Annotated in this window: 17 protein-coding genes; 6 read left to right on the forward strand and 11 right to left on the reverse strand. The window is 63.2% G+C overall.

Going from position 1 to position 15,205, the window contains the following annotated elements; genetic code table 11:
* Positions 1-15: 15 nt before the first annotated feature.
* The 3 genes from NKH67_RS05060 to NKH67_RS05070 are packed head-to-tail and all read right to left on the reverse strand — an operon-like array spanning position 16 to position 3,689.
* On the reverse strand, positions 16-1,542 hold the full coding sequence (locus NKH67_RS05060; protein ID WP_352501041.1) for a sugar ABC transporter ATP-binding protein: 1,527 nt from the start codon (positions 1,540-1,542) through the stop codon (positions 16-18).
* Between the two features lie 56 nt (positions 1,543-1,598).
* On the reverse strand, positions 1,599-2,657 hold the full coding sequence (locus NKH67_RS05065) for a sugar ABC transporter substrate-binding protein (RefSeq protein ID WP_352501042.1): 1,059 nt from the start codon (positions 2,655-2,657) through the stop codon (positions 1,599-1,601).
* A 42-nt stretch (positions 2,658-2,699) separates the two neighbouring features.
* Positions 2,700-3,689 carry a TIM barrel protein gene (locus NKH67_RS05070; RefSeq protein ID WP_352501043.1) on the reverse strand — a complete coding sequence of 330 codons (990 nt, stop codon included), beginning with the start codon at positions 3,687-3,689 and terminating at the stop codon, positions 2,700-2,702.
* A 243-nt stretch (positions 3,690-3,932) separates the two neighbouring features.
* Here NKH67_RS05070 and NKH67_RS05075 point away from each other — a divergent pair, with 243 nt between their 5' ends.
* Complete coding sequence (locus NKH67_RS05075) at positions 3,933-5,411, forward strand: esterase-like activity of phytase family protein (RefSeq protein ID WP_352471582.1); 1,479 nt, start codon at positions 3,933-3,935, stop codon at positions 5,409-5,411.
* Between the two features lie 146 nt (positions 5,412-5,557).
* On the opposite strand, the gene NKH67_RS05080 is transcribed toward NKH67_RS05075, so the two are convergent.
* Complete coding sequence (locus NKH67_RS05080) at positions 5,558-6,343, reverse strand: L,D-transpeptidase (RefSeq protein ID WP_352501044.1); 786 nt, start codon at positions 6,341-6,343, stop codon at positions 5,558-5,560.
* A gap of 191 nt (positions 6,344-6,534) precedes the next feature.
* On the opposite strand from NKH67_RS05080, the gene NKH67_RS05085 reads away from it, so the two are divergent.
* The gene (locus NKH67_RS05085) at positions 6,535-8,007 is read left to right on the forward strand and encodes an MATE family efflux transporter (protein WP_352501045.1); all 1,473 of its coding nucleotides are present in this window, start codon (positions 6,535-6,537) and stop codon (positions 8,005-8,007) included.
* Positions 8,008-8,016: 9 nt separating this feature from the next.
* On the opposite strand, the gene NKH67_RS05090 is transcribed toward NKH67_RS05085, so the two are convergent.
* Positions 8,017-8,973 (reverse strand): MFS transporter, encoded by a 957-nt coding sequence (locus NKH67_RS05090; RefSeq protein WP_353030357.1) that lies wholly within the window; start codon positions 8,971-8,973, stop codon positions 8,017-8,019.
* A 38-nt stretch (positions 8,974-9,011) separates the two neighbouring features.
* Positions 9,012-9,224, reverse strand: a complete 213-nt coding sequence (locus tag NKH67_RS05095) for a hypothetical protein (RefSeq protein WP_353030359.1) — start codon at positions 9,222-9,224, stop codon at positions 9,012-9,014.
* A gap of 156 nt (positions 9,225-9,380) precedes the next feature.
* Here NKH67_RS05095 and NKH67_RS05100 point away from each other — a divergent pair, with 156 nt between their 5' ends.
* Positions 9,381-9,956, forward strand: a complete 576-nt coding sequence (locus NKH67_RS05100; protein WP_023676740.1) for a TMEM175 family protein — start codon at positions 9,381-9,383, stop codon at positions 9,954-9,956.
* Between the two features lie 7 nt (positions 9,957-9,963).
* Here the strand turns inward: NKH67_RS05100 and NKH67_RS05105 are convergent, their stop codons facing one another.
* Positions 9,964-10,245, reverse strand: a complete 282-nt coding sequence (locus NKH67_RS05105) for a hypothetical protein (RefSeq protein WP_023676741.1) — start codon at positions 10,243-10,245, stop codon at positions 9,964-9,966.
* Positions 10,246-10,375: 130 nt separating this feature from the next.
* Between NKH67_RS05105 and NKH67_RS05110 the strand changes: the two genes are divergently transcribed.
* Positions 10,376-11,248, forward strand: coding sequence for an SDR family NAD(P)-dependent oxidoreductase (locus NKH67_RS05110; RefSeq protein ID WP_352471578.1), 873 nt, complete (start codon positions 10,376-10,378; stop codon positions 11,246-11,248).
* A gap of 69 nt (positions 11,249-11,317) precedes the next feature.
* Here the strand turns inward: NKH67_RS05110 and NKH67_RS05115 are convergent, their stop codons facing one another.
* The 3 genes from NKH67_RS05115 to NKH67_RS05125 form a co-directional block, all read right to left on the reverse strand.
* Positions 11,318-11,749, reverse strand: a complete 432-nt coding sequence (locus tag NKH67_RS05115; protein WP_352501047.1) for a low affinity iron permease family protein — start codon at positions 11,747-11,749, stop codon at positions 11,318-11,320.
* A 170-nt stretch (positions 11,750-11,919) separates the two neighbouring features.
* Positions 11,920-12,561, reverse strand: coding sequence for a DapH/DapD/GlmU-related protein (locus NKH67_RS05120; RefSeq protein ID WP_352501048.1), 642 nt, complete (start codon positions 12,559-12,561; stop codon positions 11,920-11,922).
* Positions 12,562-12,657: 96 nt separating this feature from the next.
* A complete protein-coding gene (locus NKH67_RS05125; protein ID WP_254818969.1) occupies positions 12,658-13,146 on the reverse strand; it encodes a CreA family protein in 489 nt (162 codons plus the stop codon).
* Between the two features lie 205 nt (positions 13,147-13,351).
* Between NKH67_RS05125 and NKH67_RS05130 the strand changes: the two genes are divergently transcribed.
* A complete protein-coding gene (locus NKH67_RS05130) occupies positions 13,352-13,930 on the forward strand; it encodes an SCO family protein (RefSeq protein ID WP_352450110.1) in 579 nt (192 codons plus the stop codon).
* A gap of 11 nt (positions 13,931-13,941) precedes the next feature.
* On the forward strand, positions 13,942-14,814 hold the full coding sequence (locus NKH67_RS05135; RefSeq protein WP_352501049.1) for a 50S ribosomal protein L11 methyltransferase: 873 nt from the start codon (positions 13,942-13,944) through the stop codon (positions 14,812-14,814).
* Positions 14,815-14,853: 39 nt separating this feature from the next.
* Here the strand turns inward: NKH67_RS05135 and NKH67_RS05140 are convergent, their stop codons facing one another.
* Positions 14,854-15,033, reverse strand: coding sequence for a hypothetical protein (locus tag NKH67_RS05140; protein ID WP_352450114.1), 180 nt, complete (start codon positions 15,031-15,033; stop codon positions 14,854-14,856).
* Positions 15,034-15,205 lie beyond the last annotated feature (172 nt).

The following is a 15,205-nucleotide window of genomic DNA, read 5'->3' on the forward strand; positions in this document are numbered from 1 at the left end:
CGCTGGTCCTGTCTGTTATGCACCGGCCCGATGGCCTTGCGCCTTGCCGGCCTCAATCTCCGTTTGGGGTATGGCGTACGCGGCGATCGCCTGTTCGCTGAGACTTGCGCGGCCCAGTTCGGCGGCGACCGTGCCGTCGCGCATGACCAGCACGCGGTCGGCGAGCCGGATCACCTCGGGGAGTTCGGACGACACGACGATTACCGAATGGCCTTCGGCGGCGAGTTCCTCGATCAGGTGGTAGATCTCCGCCTTGGCGCCGACATCGATGCCGCGCGTCGGCTCGTCGAACAGAAGGATCCGCGTTCCCGCCGCCAGCCAGCGGCCGATGATCGCTTTCTGCTGGTTGCCGCCGCTGAACAGGCGGATGGGCCGGTCGAGCAGGAACGGCCTGAGATTGACCCGCTTCATCTTCTCGGCCGCGACCCGTTTCAGCCTTTTGTGATCGATGACGCCGCGCGGCGCGAACACGCCCATCGAGGCCAGCGCCATGTTGCTGGAGATCGACCGCAACGGCACGATGCCTTCGCGCTTGCGCTCCTCCGGCACCAGGCCGATGCCGGCCGCGATGGCGTCGCGCGGACTGGAAAGCTTTACCGCCTTGCCGTCGATCTCTATTGCGCCTGATGAGGCCCGGTCGGCGCCGGCCAGCAGCCGCAGCAGTTCGGTGCGGCCGGACCCGACCAGGCCGGCAATGCCCAACACCTCGCCGTGATGCAGGTCGAACGAAACGTCACGGACCTTGGTTGCCGAGGCGAGGCCACGCACGCTCAGCCTGATCTCGGGGGAAGCATGCGAGCGGTGTTGTTCCTGGGCAAGCTCGCGGCCGACCATCATCGAAACGACGGCCTTTTCCGACACCTGCGCGAGATCGACGGTTTCGACCACAACGCCGTCGCGCATGACAGTGGCGCGCTCGCAGATGCCGAACACCTCGTCCAGCTTGTGCGAGACATAGACGACGGCGACACCGTCGCGTGCCAGACCGGCAATGACTTCCGCCAGCCGTTCGAACTCGCTCGGCGTGAGGCTCGACGTCGGCTCGTCCATCGCCACGATCCTGGCGCGGTCGAGCAGCGCCCGGGCGATCTCGACGATCTGCCGCTGCGCCACCTTCAGCGAGCCAAGCGGGGCTGCCGGATCGATGGTCGGGTCGATGGCGGCCAGCGCTTCCGCAGCGCGGCTTTCCTGCTCGCGCCGTGCGACGAAGACGCCGCCGCGCGTCAACGGATGGCCGAGGAACATGTTCTGGGCGACGCTGAGGCGTGGCACCTGCTGTAATTCCTGATGGATCATCGCCACGCCCGCGGCGCGTGCGGCGACCGGATTGTTCAGCGTCACCGGCTTGCCGTCGATCAGCACGCTTCCCGCCGTCGGTCGGTAGACGCCTGACAGTATGCGCAGCAGCGTCGATTTGCCGGCGCCGTTTTCACCGAGCAGGCCATGGATCTCGCCGGCGCCGACCGAAAACGACACGTCGCTCAGCGCCCGCACAGCCGGAAACTCTTTGGAAATGCCCTCGAATTGCAGCCGCGCTGACATTGCTTCGGTTCTCCAGGCAAGGTGCCGACCCAAGGCCGGCACCTGCCGGCCCTGCTCTACTGGCCCGCTGCCGCGTCCTCGAGCAGCGCCTTGCGCACGGCGTCGCCGGCGCCAGAGTAACGGTCGGCATTGTCCTTGGTGATCAGCGCCTGCGGCGTGGCGACGACGCGCGGCAGCTTCTGCCCGGCCACCAGCCGCAGCGCAGATTCCAGCGCCACCTCGCCGGTCAGCACCGGGAACGAATCGACGGTGCCGGTCAGCTCGCCGGCGCGGATCGAGGCATAGGCGTCGGAGATCCCGTCGGTGCCGAAGACCGCAACCTTGTCCTGCAGCCCGGCAGCCTTGACCGCCTCGACGATGCCCAGCGCCATGCCGTCATTGTTGGCATAGAAGCCGATCAGATCGGGGTGCTGTTGCAGGATGTTGGTGGCCGCGTCGTAGGAGGTCTGGCGATCCCAGTTACCGGGGACGCTGGCGACGACGTCGAACTTGCCGGCTTCGGTGATGGTGGTCTTGAAGCCGTCGGTGCGCTGGACGGCGGCGTAGACGCCGGCCTGGCCTTCGACGATGGCGACCTTGCCGCCATCCGGCCGGTTCTTGATGAACCATTTGGCGACGCGCACGCCGTTGTCGCGCTGGACATTGCCGACATAGTGCTCAGCCTGCGGGATGACCGCGTCGTTGACGTTGACCACCGGCACATTGGCTGCCTTGGCCTGTTCCATGATCGGCTGCAGGTTGGAGTCGGTCTGCGGCGAAACGAGCAGCACGTTGTAGCCTTGCGTGACCAGGCCTTCGGCGATGGTGAGCTGGCCGAGCTGGTCGCCCTCGCTCTGCGCCGCCTGGTAGACCACGGGCACGCCGGTGCGGTCGCCGAACGACTTGTAGCCCTCTCCCAGCGAGCGCCAGTATTCATTGGTCAGCGTCTTGGAGACCGCACCCGCCTTGGTGCCCTCGGGCAGCTTGGGGAAGGCCCCGAACTTGGCCTCGAGCTGCGACCAGTCGATGCGATCCTTCTCGGTGTCGGAATTGAGCGGCGCGAGGTCCGCGGAAAACGACGAGCCTATAGACAGCGCCATCAGGGCAGCGGTGGCGGTGGCAAGCAGAAATTTCATGGTCTTTCCTCCCTGGTTGAAAACGGTGATGGCGCCGGAGCTTCAGCTATCCGGCCCGAGCATGGCTTCCTGGATGATGGCCTGCGAGGCGATCGCGTCCTGACGTTCGACGGCGGCTGACAGGCGGTTGTCCCCGTCCAGCCGATCGACGACGCGCAGCATGCGCTTGACGGTCGCGATGTTGACTTCGCATTCGTGGATCGGGTCGAGCCCGGTCATATCGGGAAACGTGTCGAAGTAGATGGCGCCGGCGTAGCCGTCGCGGCGGATCTGCCTGAGCAGCTCGATCGTCTGAACCGTATGCACGGCACCGACCATCAAGCCGTCGTCGCGCTTGGCGTAGCCGTCGTTGAGATGCACGCCGAGCAGCTTGCTGTGTCGCGCCACGAGTGCTGCGGCAAAGGCCGGCTGCTCGTCGGCATAGAGCACATGGGCGAAATCGAGCGTCACGCCGAGATTTGGCAGGCCGATCTCGCGGATCGCCAGCAATGTAGTCGCCGCATCTGGCATCAGGCTGTAGGAGCGCGGCTCGTTGGGTTTGTATTCCAGGCTGATCTGGCAATCGGGGTCATGCGCCGCAACTTCACGAATTCCATCGATTTCGTGTTGCCAAACTGTTGCGTAGTCAGCCTGGAAGGCGTAGTCGAAGCCATCCTGCCCCAACCACAATGTCATCAGGCCGGCGCCCGCCTCGCGGGTGGCGTCGATGCCGGCCTTGGTCAGGTCGATGGCTTCGCGGCGAACGGAAGGCTCTGGATTGGTGAAGGCACCGAGCTTGAAAGCCGGATTGGAGTAGTAGCGCATGGCGAAACCATTGATGGAAAGCCCGAAGTCGCTGAGTTTGCGTGCTATTTCCGCAGGCTTTTCATCGACATGGTCGGGGAAGTTGAGGTCGAGATCGGTCAACTCCGCAACCTTCGCCGCACGTGCCGCCATTTGCAGCATGGACGGTTTGCCGACAAGATCGGGCCACTCGGACTGTGGCCGCGAGGCAAAGGAATTGAGGCGGGTGGCGAAACGATAGGCAGTCATTGGGGACCTTTCATTGTCATAACTTTACATAAGAACGATTATTTGTAAAGTTGTTAATTGCTCGCTCGGCGACGACGAATTCGCCCAGGCCAGTTGCGACCACGGGGACAAGCAAGCGCGGCACTGTCACGCAAGTATCATGTTCGCGTCCTAGATCGCTTCTCCGAAGGCTTTCGCGGCAATCCTCGATGCGACGCGGCGCTTTTTCAGATCCCGGCAGCTTTGTTTCAAAAGAGGATATCCATGAAAAACCTGCACCGAACCGCGTCCCTCGCCGTCGCGCTGGCGATGTTCACCGCCTTGACCCCGGCCTTGGCTGAAAACGCCGCGACCGTCGGCGGCGTCAGCTTCGTCAACAAGGGCCTGGTCGGTGTCGGCCGCATCCCGGCCAGCCAGAAGGACAAGTTCGGCGAGACGTTTGGCTCCGGCTCAGGCATGTCGATCGACGCTGCCGGCTGGACGCATGGCGCCGATGGCTACAAGGGCTCGTTATGGCTGTTGCCGGACCGCGGCTACAATGTAGTCGGTACCACCGATTACCGCCCACGCCTCAACACGATTGCCCTCGAGTTCGCCCCGATCGCGCCGGGTGCAGTGCCGGCCACCGGCCAGGAACAATCGGGCCTCAAGGCGACGCTTGCCGACACCATGCTTTTGACCGACGACAAGGGCGCCGACGCAACCGGCCTCGATCCGCTCAACGGCGTGCGTGCCGCGACCGACGACATGCCGATCCTGCCCGAAGGCAACGGCAAGCTCGCGCTCGATAACGAAGCGATCGCACGGCTGCCCGACGGCACGATGTTCATCTCGGACGAATACGGTCCGAACATCTACCGCTTCTCCGCCGATGGGCGTCTGATGTCGGCAACGCAGCCGCCGGCGGCGCTTGTCCCGATGCGTCACGGGACGCCAAACTTTGCTTCCAACAATCCGGGACTTGGCGCGGCAGACCCGGATCCGAAGGATCCCGAAACCGGCCGTCAGAACAACCAGGGCCTCGAAGGCATGGCGCTGACGCCGGACGGGAAGTTCCTGATTGCCGTGCTGCAGTCGGCCCCAAGGCAGGATGGCGGCGATTCCGCCTCGACGCGTCAGAACACGCGCGCGCTGGTCTACGATGCCTCGGATCCCGGCCAGCTCAAGCTCGCGCATGAATATGTCGTGCCGCTGCCGGTGTTCACCGATGCCAAGGGCAAAACCAAGATCGCCGCGCAGAGCGAAATCGTGGCGCTGTCGGACAAGACCTTCCTGATGCTGGCGCGCGACAGCGGCAATGGCCAGGGGCTGAAGGGCGACACCTCGCTCCACCGCGAGATCAGCGTCGTCGATCTGTCTGCGGCAACCGATGTCGCCGGCACAGAATTCGACAAGGACAAGCCGCTGGCGCCCAAGGGTGAGCTCGATCCATCGGTGACGCCGGCCAAGCTGACGCCGCTCATTGACATCAACGACAAGACCGAGCTCGGCCGCTTCGGGCTGCACAATGGCGCGCCCAACGACCGCAACAACCTTTCGGAGAAGTGGGAGGCGATGTCGGTGGTGAGCGTCCTCGATCCGACACTGCCCGACGACTATTTCCTGTTCGTCGCCAATGACAATGACTTCCTCACGCAGGACGGCTTCCAGGTAGGCGCGGCCTACAAGGCCGAGGATGGCGCCGATGTCGACACCATGTTCCTGGTCTATCAGGTCACGCTCCCAGGCCTCGCCAAGAAGTAGCGGCACCCATACAGGCGGACGCGCGGAACGCGTCCGCCTGAGCTGGCGCGATTGAGCGGTCGTGCCCTTCAGTTGCGGCTCGCCCGCGCAAGGACGGTGTCCTGGTGCGTTGCAAAACCTGCGACTGACGATCCAGTCGAAGGCACTTACCTCAACATCTCCGCGTCCTTTGGCACGCCGGCATCGATCGGCTCGGCCGTCCTGTTCGACACGGCGGCGATCTTCCCGGCGGCCGACAGGTTCGGGCGCACGAAGACCGGCGCGACGCCGTCGACGCGGCTGTAGAGGTCGATTATGTCCTGATTCATGAAGCGCACACAGCCGGAGGAAGCGTTCTTCCCAATGGAATCCCACTCCGGCGTGCCGTGCAGCCTATACATCGTGTCCTTGCCGTCACGGAAGAGATACAGCGCGCGGGCACCAAGCGGGCTCTGCGGGCCGGGCGGCATGCCGTCCTTGTATTTCGCCAGTTCCGGCCGGCGTTGGATCATTTCCGGCGGCGGCGTCCAGACCGGCCACTTCTTCCTCGCCTGTACCACGGCGCTGCCGGTCCATCCGAAACCGGCCTTGCCGAGGCTGACGCCATAGCGAATTGCCTTGCCGCCGTCGCGCACCAGATAGAGGAAGTGCTCGGAAGTATCGACGACGATCGTGCCGGGTTTTTCTCCAGTCGGGTCGGCCACGATTTGACGCACGAATTTCGGATCGACCTTGGCTACCGGGATTGCCGGCAGTTGATAGCCCTCGTCCATGCGCGCGGCATACATGCTTGCGGCATCGCCGAAAGCCGGATCGCTTGGTGCCGCGGGCACCGGCGCCGCCACGTCCGTCGTAGTGCACGACGAAAGAGCCACGGAGGCCGCGCCCAGAGCGGATGCACCAAGAAAGGCGCGCCGGTTCAGGCGCTCAAAAAACAACGGAATATCGGACATGAGCCCCCCGGCCTACCCATGAGATCCAGGAAAATGCGGCCCCACGCGTGCGGGATCAATATACGATTCCGGAAGGTTGAGAAATGCTTAGATCAAGGCACGCCAGGCGGAATTTACAGCGCCGCATCGACCTCTCCCGTTAAATCGGCAATCATTGCGGACTCAGACAAGCCTTCGCCGAGTTGCCTGCCATGGACGACAACATGCCCCCGCGCCGGCAGACCGGCGACCTCACCAGTGGGCCTATCCCGCGCACCCTGTTGCTGTTTGCCCTGCCGGTGCTCGGCTCCAATGTGCTGCAGTCGCTCAACGGCTCGATAAATGCCGTGTGGGTCGGCCGTTTCCTCGGTGAAGCGGCGCTGACCGCCACGTCCAATGCCAACCTCGTGCTGTTTCTCATCCTCGGCACCGTCTTCGGCATCGGCATGGCGGCGACCATCCTGGTCGCACAATCCGTCGGCGCTCGTGACCTGCCCGAAGCCCGGCGCATCGTCGGAACCAGCGCCACCTTCTTCTTCCTCGTCTCGGTGGTGTTCGCGGTCTGCGGCTGGATCTGGGTCGATGCGATCCTCGATGCGCTCGGCACGCCGGCCGACGCGTTGCCGCTGGCGCGCTCCTATCTGCGCATCATCTTCCTCGCCGTGCCGATGATGAACCTGCTGTCCTTCGTCATGACGGTGCTGCGCGGCGCCGGCGATTCGCGCACGCCTTTCCTTTTTATGGCGCTGGCCGTCATGCTCGACGTCGTTTTGAACCCGTTGCTCATCCTCGGCATCGGCCCGTTCCCCGAACTCGGCATCGCCGGCTCGGCCACCTCGACGCTGATCGGCCAGACGGTAAGCGTGGTTGCCATCCTGATCGTGCTTTATGCGCGCAAGCACCCGCTGCGGCTGGCCGGCGCTAATCTCGCTCTGCTGCGGCCGGACCCGGCGCTGCTGCGCATCGTCGTCTTCAAGGGCGTGCCGATGGGCCTGCAGATGATCGTCGTTTCGGCCGCGGCGCTGACGGTGATGGGCATGGTCAACTCGTACGGCTCGCAGGTCGCGGCTGCCTACGGCATAGCCGCACAGCTCTGGACCTATATCCAGATGCCGGCGCTCGCCATCGGCGCCGCGGTGTCGTCCATGGCGGCGCAAAATGTCGGCGCCAGGCGCTGGGACCGGATTGGACGCATCGCCACCTCCGGCGTCGGCTTCAACCTTGTGCTCACCGGGATGCTCGTCGCGCTGCTGTTCGTATTCGATCGCGCGGTGCTCAGCCTCTTCCTTGGCAGCGACAGTGCAGCAATCGACATCGCCACTCACATCAACAAGATCGCGTCGTGGTCCTTCATCCTGTTCGGCATCACCATCGTGCTCTTCGCCACCGTGCGTGCCACCGGCGCGGTGATGCCGCCGCTGATCATCCTGGTGATCTCGGTGCTGCTGGTGCGCACCAGCTTCGCCTATTTCTTCCGAAGCGTGATCGGCGAGGAAGCTCTGTGGTGGAGCTTTCCGGCTGGCTCTATAACCTCGCTCGTGCTGGCCGCGGCCTATTATCGCTTCGGCCGCTGGCGCAGCCTGCACATGATCGAGAGCCGGCCGGCTGCCGGCGAACCGCCGGATACCGGCCTCGGCGTACCGCGCCAGCGCGCGCACCTTTCGCCCGAGACACCGAACGGCTGAAAGGTCGGCTCAGCGCGCGTATTTCGCGCCAAACCCGAGAGCGACCAGGGAAAAGACGACAATCATGCCGGCAAAGGCCACGCTTGCCGCGGTCGCACCTGCCACCGTCGACAGAACGCCGATGCCGATGACCGGCAGCGCGTTGCCGCAAAAACAGCAGATGAAGAAGGCCGAGACGACTTCGGCGCGCCGGTCCGCCGGCGCGATCTCGTTCACCACTTGCAAGCCGCCGCGATAGCCGAGCGCTGCCGCCACGCCGCACAAGGCGGTGCCGGCAATCATTATGGTCATCGAGGCGAAGACCTGCGCCGCAACAATCATCGCGACGGTTGGGATCATCAGCGCAAGCGCCGCGAACATCGCGGCTCGGCTCGAAAGACGTGCCGTCGCTACAATGGTGGCGGCCGTCACGATCGCCAATTCAAAGAACAGAGCGCCGGCTTCGGCATGGTTGGTTACCTGCAGTTGCTGCGCCAAAATGCTCGGTGCGAGTGCTGCATAAAAGCCGACCAGCGCCATTGCGCCAAAGCCGGTCACCGCCGGCGCAACGAAACTTGCGCGGATGTCATCGGGTACGGAAAGCCGCGGCCGCATCGAAACGTCAGCCAGTTTCCCCGGCCGCGAAACGGTTTCCCGCGTGCGCCAGACGAGCAGGGTTACAGTCGCGAGCATCGCCAGGTAGACGACGAATGTCAGCCTGAGCGGCCAAGGCGCGTATTCGGCGAGCAACCCGGCCCCCAGCGCACCGAGGCCGAGGCCGAGAAAATTGGTGCTGGTGGCAATCGTCGCCGCCTGTGACTTGTCGTCGGTCGGGAGCAATTCGGCGAGCCAGGCGGTGCCGGTGCCCGCGCCGACGCCGATTCCCAGTCCGCTCAGAATTCGGGCGATGTCGAGCCAGGCGACATTTTCGGCGAACAGGAAAACCACCGCGCTGACCACGGCCACCGCCATCCCGGCCAATGCCATTGGACGGCGCCCGATGACATCGGACACACGCCCCAACATCAGAGCGCCGCCAGATTGCCGATGACATAGACGGCGTAGACCAGCGTCAAAGTGATCTGTGAGAAGCCGAAGACCTGCTTGTAGATGATGTAAAGCGGCGTCAGCGCCGTGCTGCCGGCGAAAAGAGCCGCGATCATAGCGGCCACGGTGGCCGCTGCAGCGCGGCCGCCGAGTTCGTAATCGCGCGTCATGACTTGAGCGTGAGCGGTCATTTTTTCGACCTTTTGCTGTTCGGGATCTGACATCCTAACGCCTTTTTCGCGTCAGCCGTTCCCCCTCCCCGGCTTGCTCCTGACAAGTTTGGCAGCTTTGCCGATGGCGCTGAGCGAGATCCTCTTTTAACTTCAGCGGATTGTCAGGGGAGATTCATGGGCAAGGGACGAGTCGAGGCATTCACCGATGGCGTGGTCGCCATCATCATCACCATCATGGTGCTGGAATTGAAGGTGCCGCATGGCGAGGATTTTTCCGCGCTGGCACCACTCTGGCCGATCTTCCTCAGCTATGTGCTGTCCTTCATCAATGTCGGCATCTACTGGAACAATTTGCACAACATGTTCCATACCGTGCAGCGGGTCGACGGCCGCGTGCTGTGGGCGAACCTCAACCTGCTGTTCTGGCTATCGCTGATGCCGGCGACGACAGCCTTCATGGGTGAGAACCATTTCGCGCCGGTGCCGGTTGCTGTCTATGGCGTCGACCTAGCGCTCTGCGCCATCGGCTTCAACATCCTCACCATGGCCCTGCATCGACTGCACGGCAACGAGACTCTCTTCGCCAGGGCGTTGGGCAATGACCTCAAGGGAAAGATCTCGCTGGTCCTCTATCTTTCCGCCATCGCGCTGACCTTCGTCAATCACTGGATCGGTGTCTCGATCTATGTCCTGGTGGCGATGATCTGGTTCGTGCCGGACAGACGCTTCGAGCGGCTGATCGAGAAATAGGCCCCGTCTAGCCTCGCATTGCTTTCAGCTTTTCCGCTACCGAAGCGGCAAGGTCGGCGTAGCGCTCCTCCAGCCGCTCGGCCGCCTTGATCACTGAAAAATCATGGCCGAATTTTTCCAGCGCCATACGCAGCTTTTCGACGAATTCGGCCTGTTTTTCGAGCGCCGAAAACAGCGTCATAACTTGCGCTTCGCTGATGTCGGGATTGGCGAGCATCTGCGGTACCTCGCGGCTCATCTGGTCGCCGGTGGCGGTCTGTTCTTTCAGGATCTCGATCCAGTCGGTCAATCGTCAGGTCTCCTTTTTCGATATCAGCATGCGCAGCGCCCGCCGATGCGGTCAACCCGAAGATGCCGGGACCGGCTTGCGCGAGCCTTTTTCCGCGCTAAGTTCGCCGCGGCCAGAACAGGAGAAAATCATGACCACCGACGCCGAGATCCAGACCGCCCTGCCTGCACTTGCCTCCGGCAATGTCGCCGTCATTACCGGCGCGGCCAGCGGCATCGGCCTTGCCGCCGCCAAACGGCTGGCGGCGATGGGCATGAAGATCGTGCTGGCCGATATCGGCGGCGAACGCCTTGATGAGGCTGCCCGCGCCGTCGCTGCTATCGGCGGGCAGAGCGCCGTACTTGCCGTCGCCACCGATGTCTCGAGGGCCGAAGACCTCGACCGGCTGGCCGAACGGACATCCGGCACTTTCGGCGACGTCTCGCTGCTGATGAACAATGCCGGCGTCGGCAACAACCCCGGCAAGCCCTGGGAGAACCGTGACGCCTGGAAGCGACTGCTGGACATCAATTTCTGGGGCGTCGTCCATGGCGTCGAGGCCTTCGCGCCGCGCATGCTGGCGGCGGGAAAGCCCGGCCTGATCGTCAACACCGGCTCCAAGCAAGGCATTACCACGCCGCCTGGCAACCTCGCCTACAACGTCTCCAAGGCTGGCGTGAAGACCTATACCGAGGGCCTTGCACACGCGCTGCGCAACGAGCCCGGCGCCAATGTCGCGGCGCATTTGCTCATTCCCGGGTTCACTTTTACCGGCCTGACCGAAGGTGCGACCGAAAAGCCGGCCGGCGCCTGGACCGGCGAGCAGGTCATCGACTTCATGCTGGCCTCGCTGCTGCGTGGCGATTTCTATATCCTGTGTCCCGATAACGAGGCGACCCGGCCCATGGACGAAAAGCGCATGGCCTGGGCAATCGGCGACATCATTGAGAACCGTCCTGCTCTGTCGCGCTGGCATCCGGACTACAAGGATGCTTTCGCGGCATTCATGACACGCAGCGCATGATCCCGAACCGAAGATCACCAGAGCAAAGAATCGGATCCGATCTTCGCAGGTATGCGCCGGACCTTTATATCACGCCGCTGCGTGCTTCTTCGTGTTCCGCTTCTTCGCCATGGCTTTCTCGGCTGCCAACTCGGCAAGCTTCTGATCATGCCGCTTCGCTGCCTGTTCGCATTTCTTGCGGATCTCTTCGACCTCGGTCTCAGTCAGGTGTTCGATACCGATGAAGGTGTTCTGGGCTGTGCTGACCCGGATCAATTCGTCGAGCTTCGCCTGGATCGCGGCGCCATCGCGGTTCTGGGTGTTCTGGATGAGAAACACCATCAGGAAGGTGACGACCGTCGTGCCGGTGTTGATGACGAGCTGCCAGGTGTCCGAAAAGCCGAACATCGGCCCGCTTGCCGCCCAGACGACGATGATCAGGAAACAGGCGGCAAACGTCGGCGGCAGGCCGGCAAAATGGGCGACGTTGTTGGCGATCCTGGTGAAAAGCTTCTCAATCATTCAAACTCCCTCAACAGCCGGGCGACGAACCCGGACGGAAGCCGAGTTCATTGTGTCTGCAGAAACAGTTGGCAGCCGCTCCTGGTTCCCTCGTGGCGGAAGATCGCGGGTACATTGTTGGAGGAGCAGATCGCGCAGGCCGTCGGACCGCTTGCAGATACGCCCCGAAGTCAGGGGGCGGCGTTTTCCCAGCGGTCGAGGAAAGCCTCGATGGGCAAGGCCTGCATGTCGGGGACTGCCCTGGCCAGTTTCTCGACCGGCCAGTCCCACCAGGCAAGACGTTCGATCCGGGCCGCAGTTCCCGCGCTGAAGCGCTGCCGCAATGGCGTGGCCGGAACGCCGGCGACGATTGCATAGGCCGGCACGTCGCGCGTCACCACCGAGTTGGCACCGACGATCGCGCCATTGCCGATCGCCACGCCCGGCATGATCACGGCGCCATGGCCGATCCAGACATCGTGGCCGATGCTGACGGCTCTCGCCCGCCGCCGGTCGCGGAATGCCTGATCGACACCCAGCCAGCGGAAGTACTCGTTGGGCCGATAGCTGATTTTGTGCTGCGTCAGCCGCTCGACCGGATGCTCCAGCGCATTGATGCGGCTGTTGGCGGCGATCGAGCAGAATTTGCCGATCGTCGTATAGATCGCCTCGGCGTGGCGCTCGAAGTAGGAAAACTCGCCGACCATCACCTCGCGCAGGATGACGCGCTCGCCGATCGACGCATAACGTCCAAGCTTGCACGCCTTCAGCTCCGCCGTCGGATGGATGCGCGGCTCGGGATCTTTCAGGACAAGGTGTTCAGGACGGTCCATGCGGGCGCTTTACGCCCGCGCGCATAGTCTCGCAAGCCGAGTGCAGCGCCGCGCATCAGTTTGGACGCGCCAAGGACACTGTAGCACCTTAAGTCTCTATTTCGGCTTGCCGCTGGTCCACACCACGTTCTGGCCGTAGAGCGGCACGGTGGTGACCGACATTTTTGCCGAGCCATCCTGCACCTGGCGCGAATGCGACAGGTAGATCAGCGTCTCGTTGGCCTTGTCGTAGATGCGGTTCACCACCTGCTTTTTCCAGATCAGGCTGATGCCTTGCTTGAACACCTCCTCGCCGGCCTCGCTCATGTCGATGTCGCCAATGGTGATCGGCCCGGTCTGGCGGCAGGAGATCGAGGAATCGGACGGGTCCTCGAACCAGTTGCCTTTCTGCAGGCGGTCGATCATGCCACGGTCGAAATACGAGACGTGGCAGGTCACGCCCTCGACCTTCGGATCCTTGATCGCCTCGACGATGATATCGTTGCCGAGCCAATCGACGCCGACCTTGCCGACTTCCTCGGCGGCGGCCGCGCCGGCGCCAATGACCAGGCATGCGGCTAACGCGCCGCCAATCAGTTTTCGCAAAGAGGCCTCCTGCGGTTCGAATTTTGCCGACCTCAGGTGGGACGAACGGCAGCGCTTTGCAAGCAGATCGCCTCCCACAGGATTGCCGGTTGCGGCAACGCGACATCTTTGCGTCGGCGCGACCGAACCGCTAAGAGTGTTCGCCAAGCCAGGGCCTTCACGGCGCCAACCCGGCGCCCGATGGAAATAACGACGGACTTCATTGATGATGCGTTCAATTCTGGTCGGTATTCTCGTCCTGATGGCCGCTGGCATCGGCTGGCTCACCTTCGACTGGTACCGCGGACATTATGGCGGCGAGCCGTTCGGAGCACCGTTCACGCTGGTCGACCAGAAGGGCGCGCCGGTCACCGAAGCCGCGTTTCGCGGCCACCCCAGCGTCGTCTTCTTCGGCTTCACGCATTGTCCGGAAGTCTGCCCGACCACGCTTTTCGAGTTGGCCGGCTGGCTGAAGACGATGGGCGACGACGGCAAGAACCTGCGTGCCTATTTCGTTACGGTCGACCCGGAGCGCGATACGCCGGAAATCATGAACACCTATGTCAGCAATTTCTCCGATCGCATCCTCGGCATATCAGGCGATCCGGATAAGGTCCACGCCATGGCCAAGTCCTTCGGCATCTACTGGAAGAAAGTCGACACGAACGACGGCGACTACACGATGGACCACACCGCTTCGGTGCTGCTGCTCAATGCCAAGGGCGATTTCGCCGGCACTATTGCCTATGGCGAAAGCCCGGACGCCGCCATCGCCAAGCTCAAACGGCTGGCGGCGGAAGGTTGACACATCCGGTAATGACGCAGACGCGTTTGTATTTCACCGCGGGCAAGATCGAGGCTGATCGCATCTTCGCGGCGCTCGGTGCGGCGTTCGACGATGAGGGCCTGCCGATTGCGGTGCTCGAGGTCGACGAGGACCGCGACATCCACGAAGTATCGCTCTATGCCGGCGACGACGTCCATGCGGTCGAGGCGCGGCTCAGGGATGTACTTGCCGGACTGTCGCTGTCGAAGCCTATAGCGCGCGAAACGCTGCCCGACATCGACTGGGTGGCGCGCTCGCTGGAGGGATTGAAGCCGGTGCGGGCCGGGCGCTTCTTCGTCCATGGCGCGCATGACCGCAGGAAGCGCCACAGCGGCGAAATCGCCATAGAGATCGAGGCCGGCCTTGCTTTCGGCACCGGTCATCACGGCACCACCGCCGGCTGCCTCGAAATGCTGGAGCAGGTCGTACGGCGCGAGCATCCGCGCAACGCGCTCGACCTTGGCACCGGCAGCGCGGTGCTCGCGATCGCAGCGGCCAGGCTCGCGCATATACCGGTGCTGGCGACCGACATCGACCCGGTCGCCGTCAAGGTGGCCGCCGCCAATGCGCGGCTGAACCACGTCAAGGGGCTCGTCGAAACAGTGACGGCGCCCGGATTCCACCACCCGATCTTTGCCGCGCGCGCGCCCTTCGACTTGATCGTCGCCAACATATTGGCGCGGCCGCTGATGCGCCTGGCGCCGCAAATGGCGGAGCATATCGCGCTCGGTGGCTCGATTGTTTTGTCGGGCATCCTCGAGCGCCAGCGCGATGCGGTAATCGCGGCCTATGTCGGCCAGAAATTCCGGCACGTCCGCACCTTGCACCGCGAGGGCTGGGTGACGATTCACCTCAAGCGCTGAGGCGCGACGCCTTCAACGCAAGCCGGAATCCGCTCGGACTTAGCGCGAGTTCGCCGCTTTCTTTAGCTGTTCGCGATCGTAGCCGTGAGCTTTCAGCGTTTCGTCGTCAAAGCCAAGCAGAACGCCGCTTACATACCGGCTCGCTTCGCGCTGGCGAGCTTCGATCAGCGCTTTCACAGCGTTTTTGAAAAATCCGCGTCTAGGTGAAATCGTGGACATGACGGTCTCCTTTGCAGGGCAACAGGACTTTTCCTCCACATTAAGAAGGTAAGCTCCGCTGACGCTTTTTGAAATCGCCGATTCTGCATGGCCTCCATGCGCAAAGAGACACGCAGCAACCGGGAATGATCGGTCCGAAAATCGATTCCGATTTTCGAAGTCATGCGCTACG

The organism is Mesorhizobium sp. M0968 (assembly GCF_040319065.1).
In the GTDB taxonomy this organism is placed as follows: Bacteria; Pseudomonadota; Alphaproteobacteria; order Rhizobiales; family Rhizobiaceae; genus Mesorhizobium.

Bases quoted from the DNA above. Each gene is read 5' to 3' on its own strand.
- NKH67_RS05060 (WP_352501041.1), bottom strand. From the start codon at position 1,542: ATGTCAGCGCGGCTGCAATTCGAGGGCATTTCCAAAGAGTTTCCGGCT.
- NKH67_RS05065 (WP_352501042.1), bottom strand. From the start codon at position 2,657: ATGAAATTTCTGCTTGCCACCGCCACCGCTGCCCTGATGGCGCTGTCT.
- NKH67_RS05070 (WP_352501043.1), bottom strand. From the start codon at position 3,689: ATGACTGCCTATCGTTTCGCCACCCGCCTCAATTCCTTTGCCTCGCGG.
- NKH67_RS05075 (WP_352471582.1), top strand. From the start codon at position 3,933: ATGAAAAACCTGCACCGAACCGCGTCCCTCGCCGTCGCGCTGGCGATG.
- NKH67_RS05080 (WP_352501044.1), bottom strand. From the start codon at position 6,343: ATGTCCGATATTCCGTTGTTTTTTGAGCGCCTGAACCGGCGCGCCTTT.
- NKH67_RS05085 (WP_352501045.1), top strand. From the start codon at position 6,535: ATGGACGACAACATGCCCCCGCGCCGGCAGACCGGCGACCTCACCAGT.
- NKH67_RS05090 (WP_353030357.1), bottom strand. From the start codon at position 8,973: ATGGCATTGGCCGGGATGGCGGTGGCCGTGGTCAGCGCGGTGGTTTTC.
- NKH67_RS05095 (WP_353030359.1), bottom strand. From the start codon at position 9,224: ATGACCGCTCACGCTCAAGTCATGACGCGCGATTACGAACTCGGCGGC.
- NKH67_RS05100 (WP_023676740.1), top strand. From the start codon at position 9,381: ATGGGCAAGGGACGAGTCGAGGCATTCACCGATGGCGTGGTCGCCATC.
- NKH67_RS05110 (WP_352471578.1), top strand. From the start codon at position 10,376: ATGACCACCGACGCCGAGATCCAGACCGCCCTGCCTGCACTTGCCTCC.
- NKH67_RS05115 (WP_352501047.1), bottom strand. From the start codon at position 11,749: ATGATTGAGAAGCTTTTCACCAGGATCGCCAACAACGTCGCCCATTTT.
- NKH67_RS05120 (WP_352501048.1), bottom strand. From the start codon at position 12,561: ATGGACCGTCCTGAACACCTTGTCCTGAAAGATCCCGAGCCGCGCATC.
- NKH67_RS05130 (WP_352450110.1), top strand. From the start codon at position 13,352: ATGATGCGTTCAATTCTGGTCGGTATTCTCGTCCTGATGGCCGCTGGC.
- NKH67_RS05135 (WP_352501049.1), top strand. From the start codon at position 13,942: ATGACGCAGACGCGTTTGTATTTCACCGCGGGCAAGATCGAGGCTGAT.
- NKH67_RS05140 (WP_352450114.1), bottom strand. From the start codon at position 15,033: ATGTCCACGATTTCACCTAGACGCGGATTTTTCAAAAACGCTGTGAAA.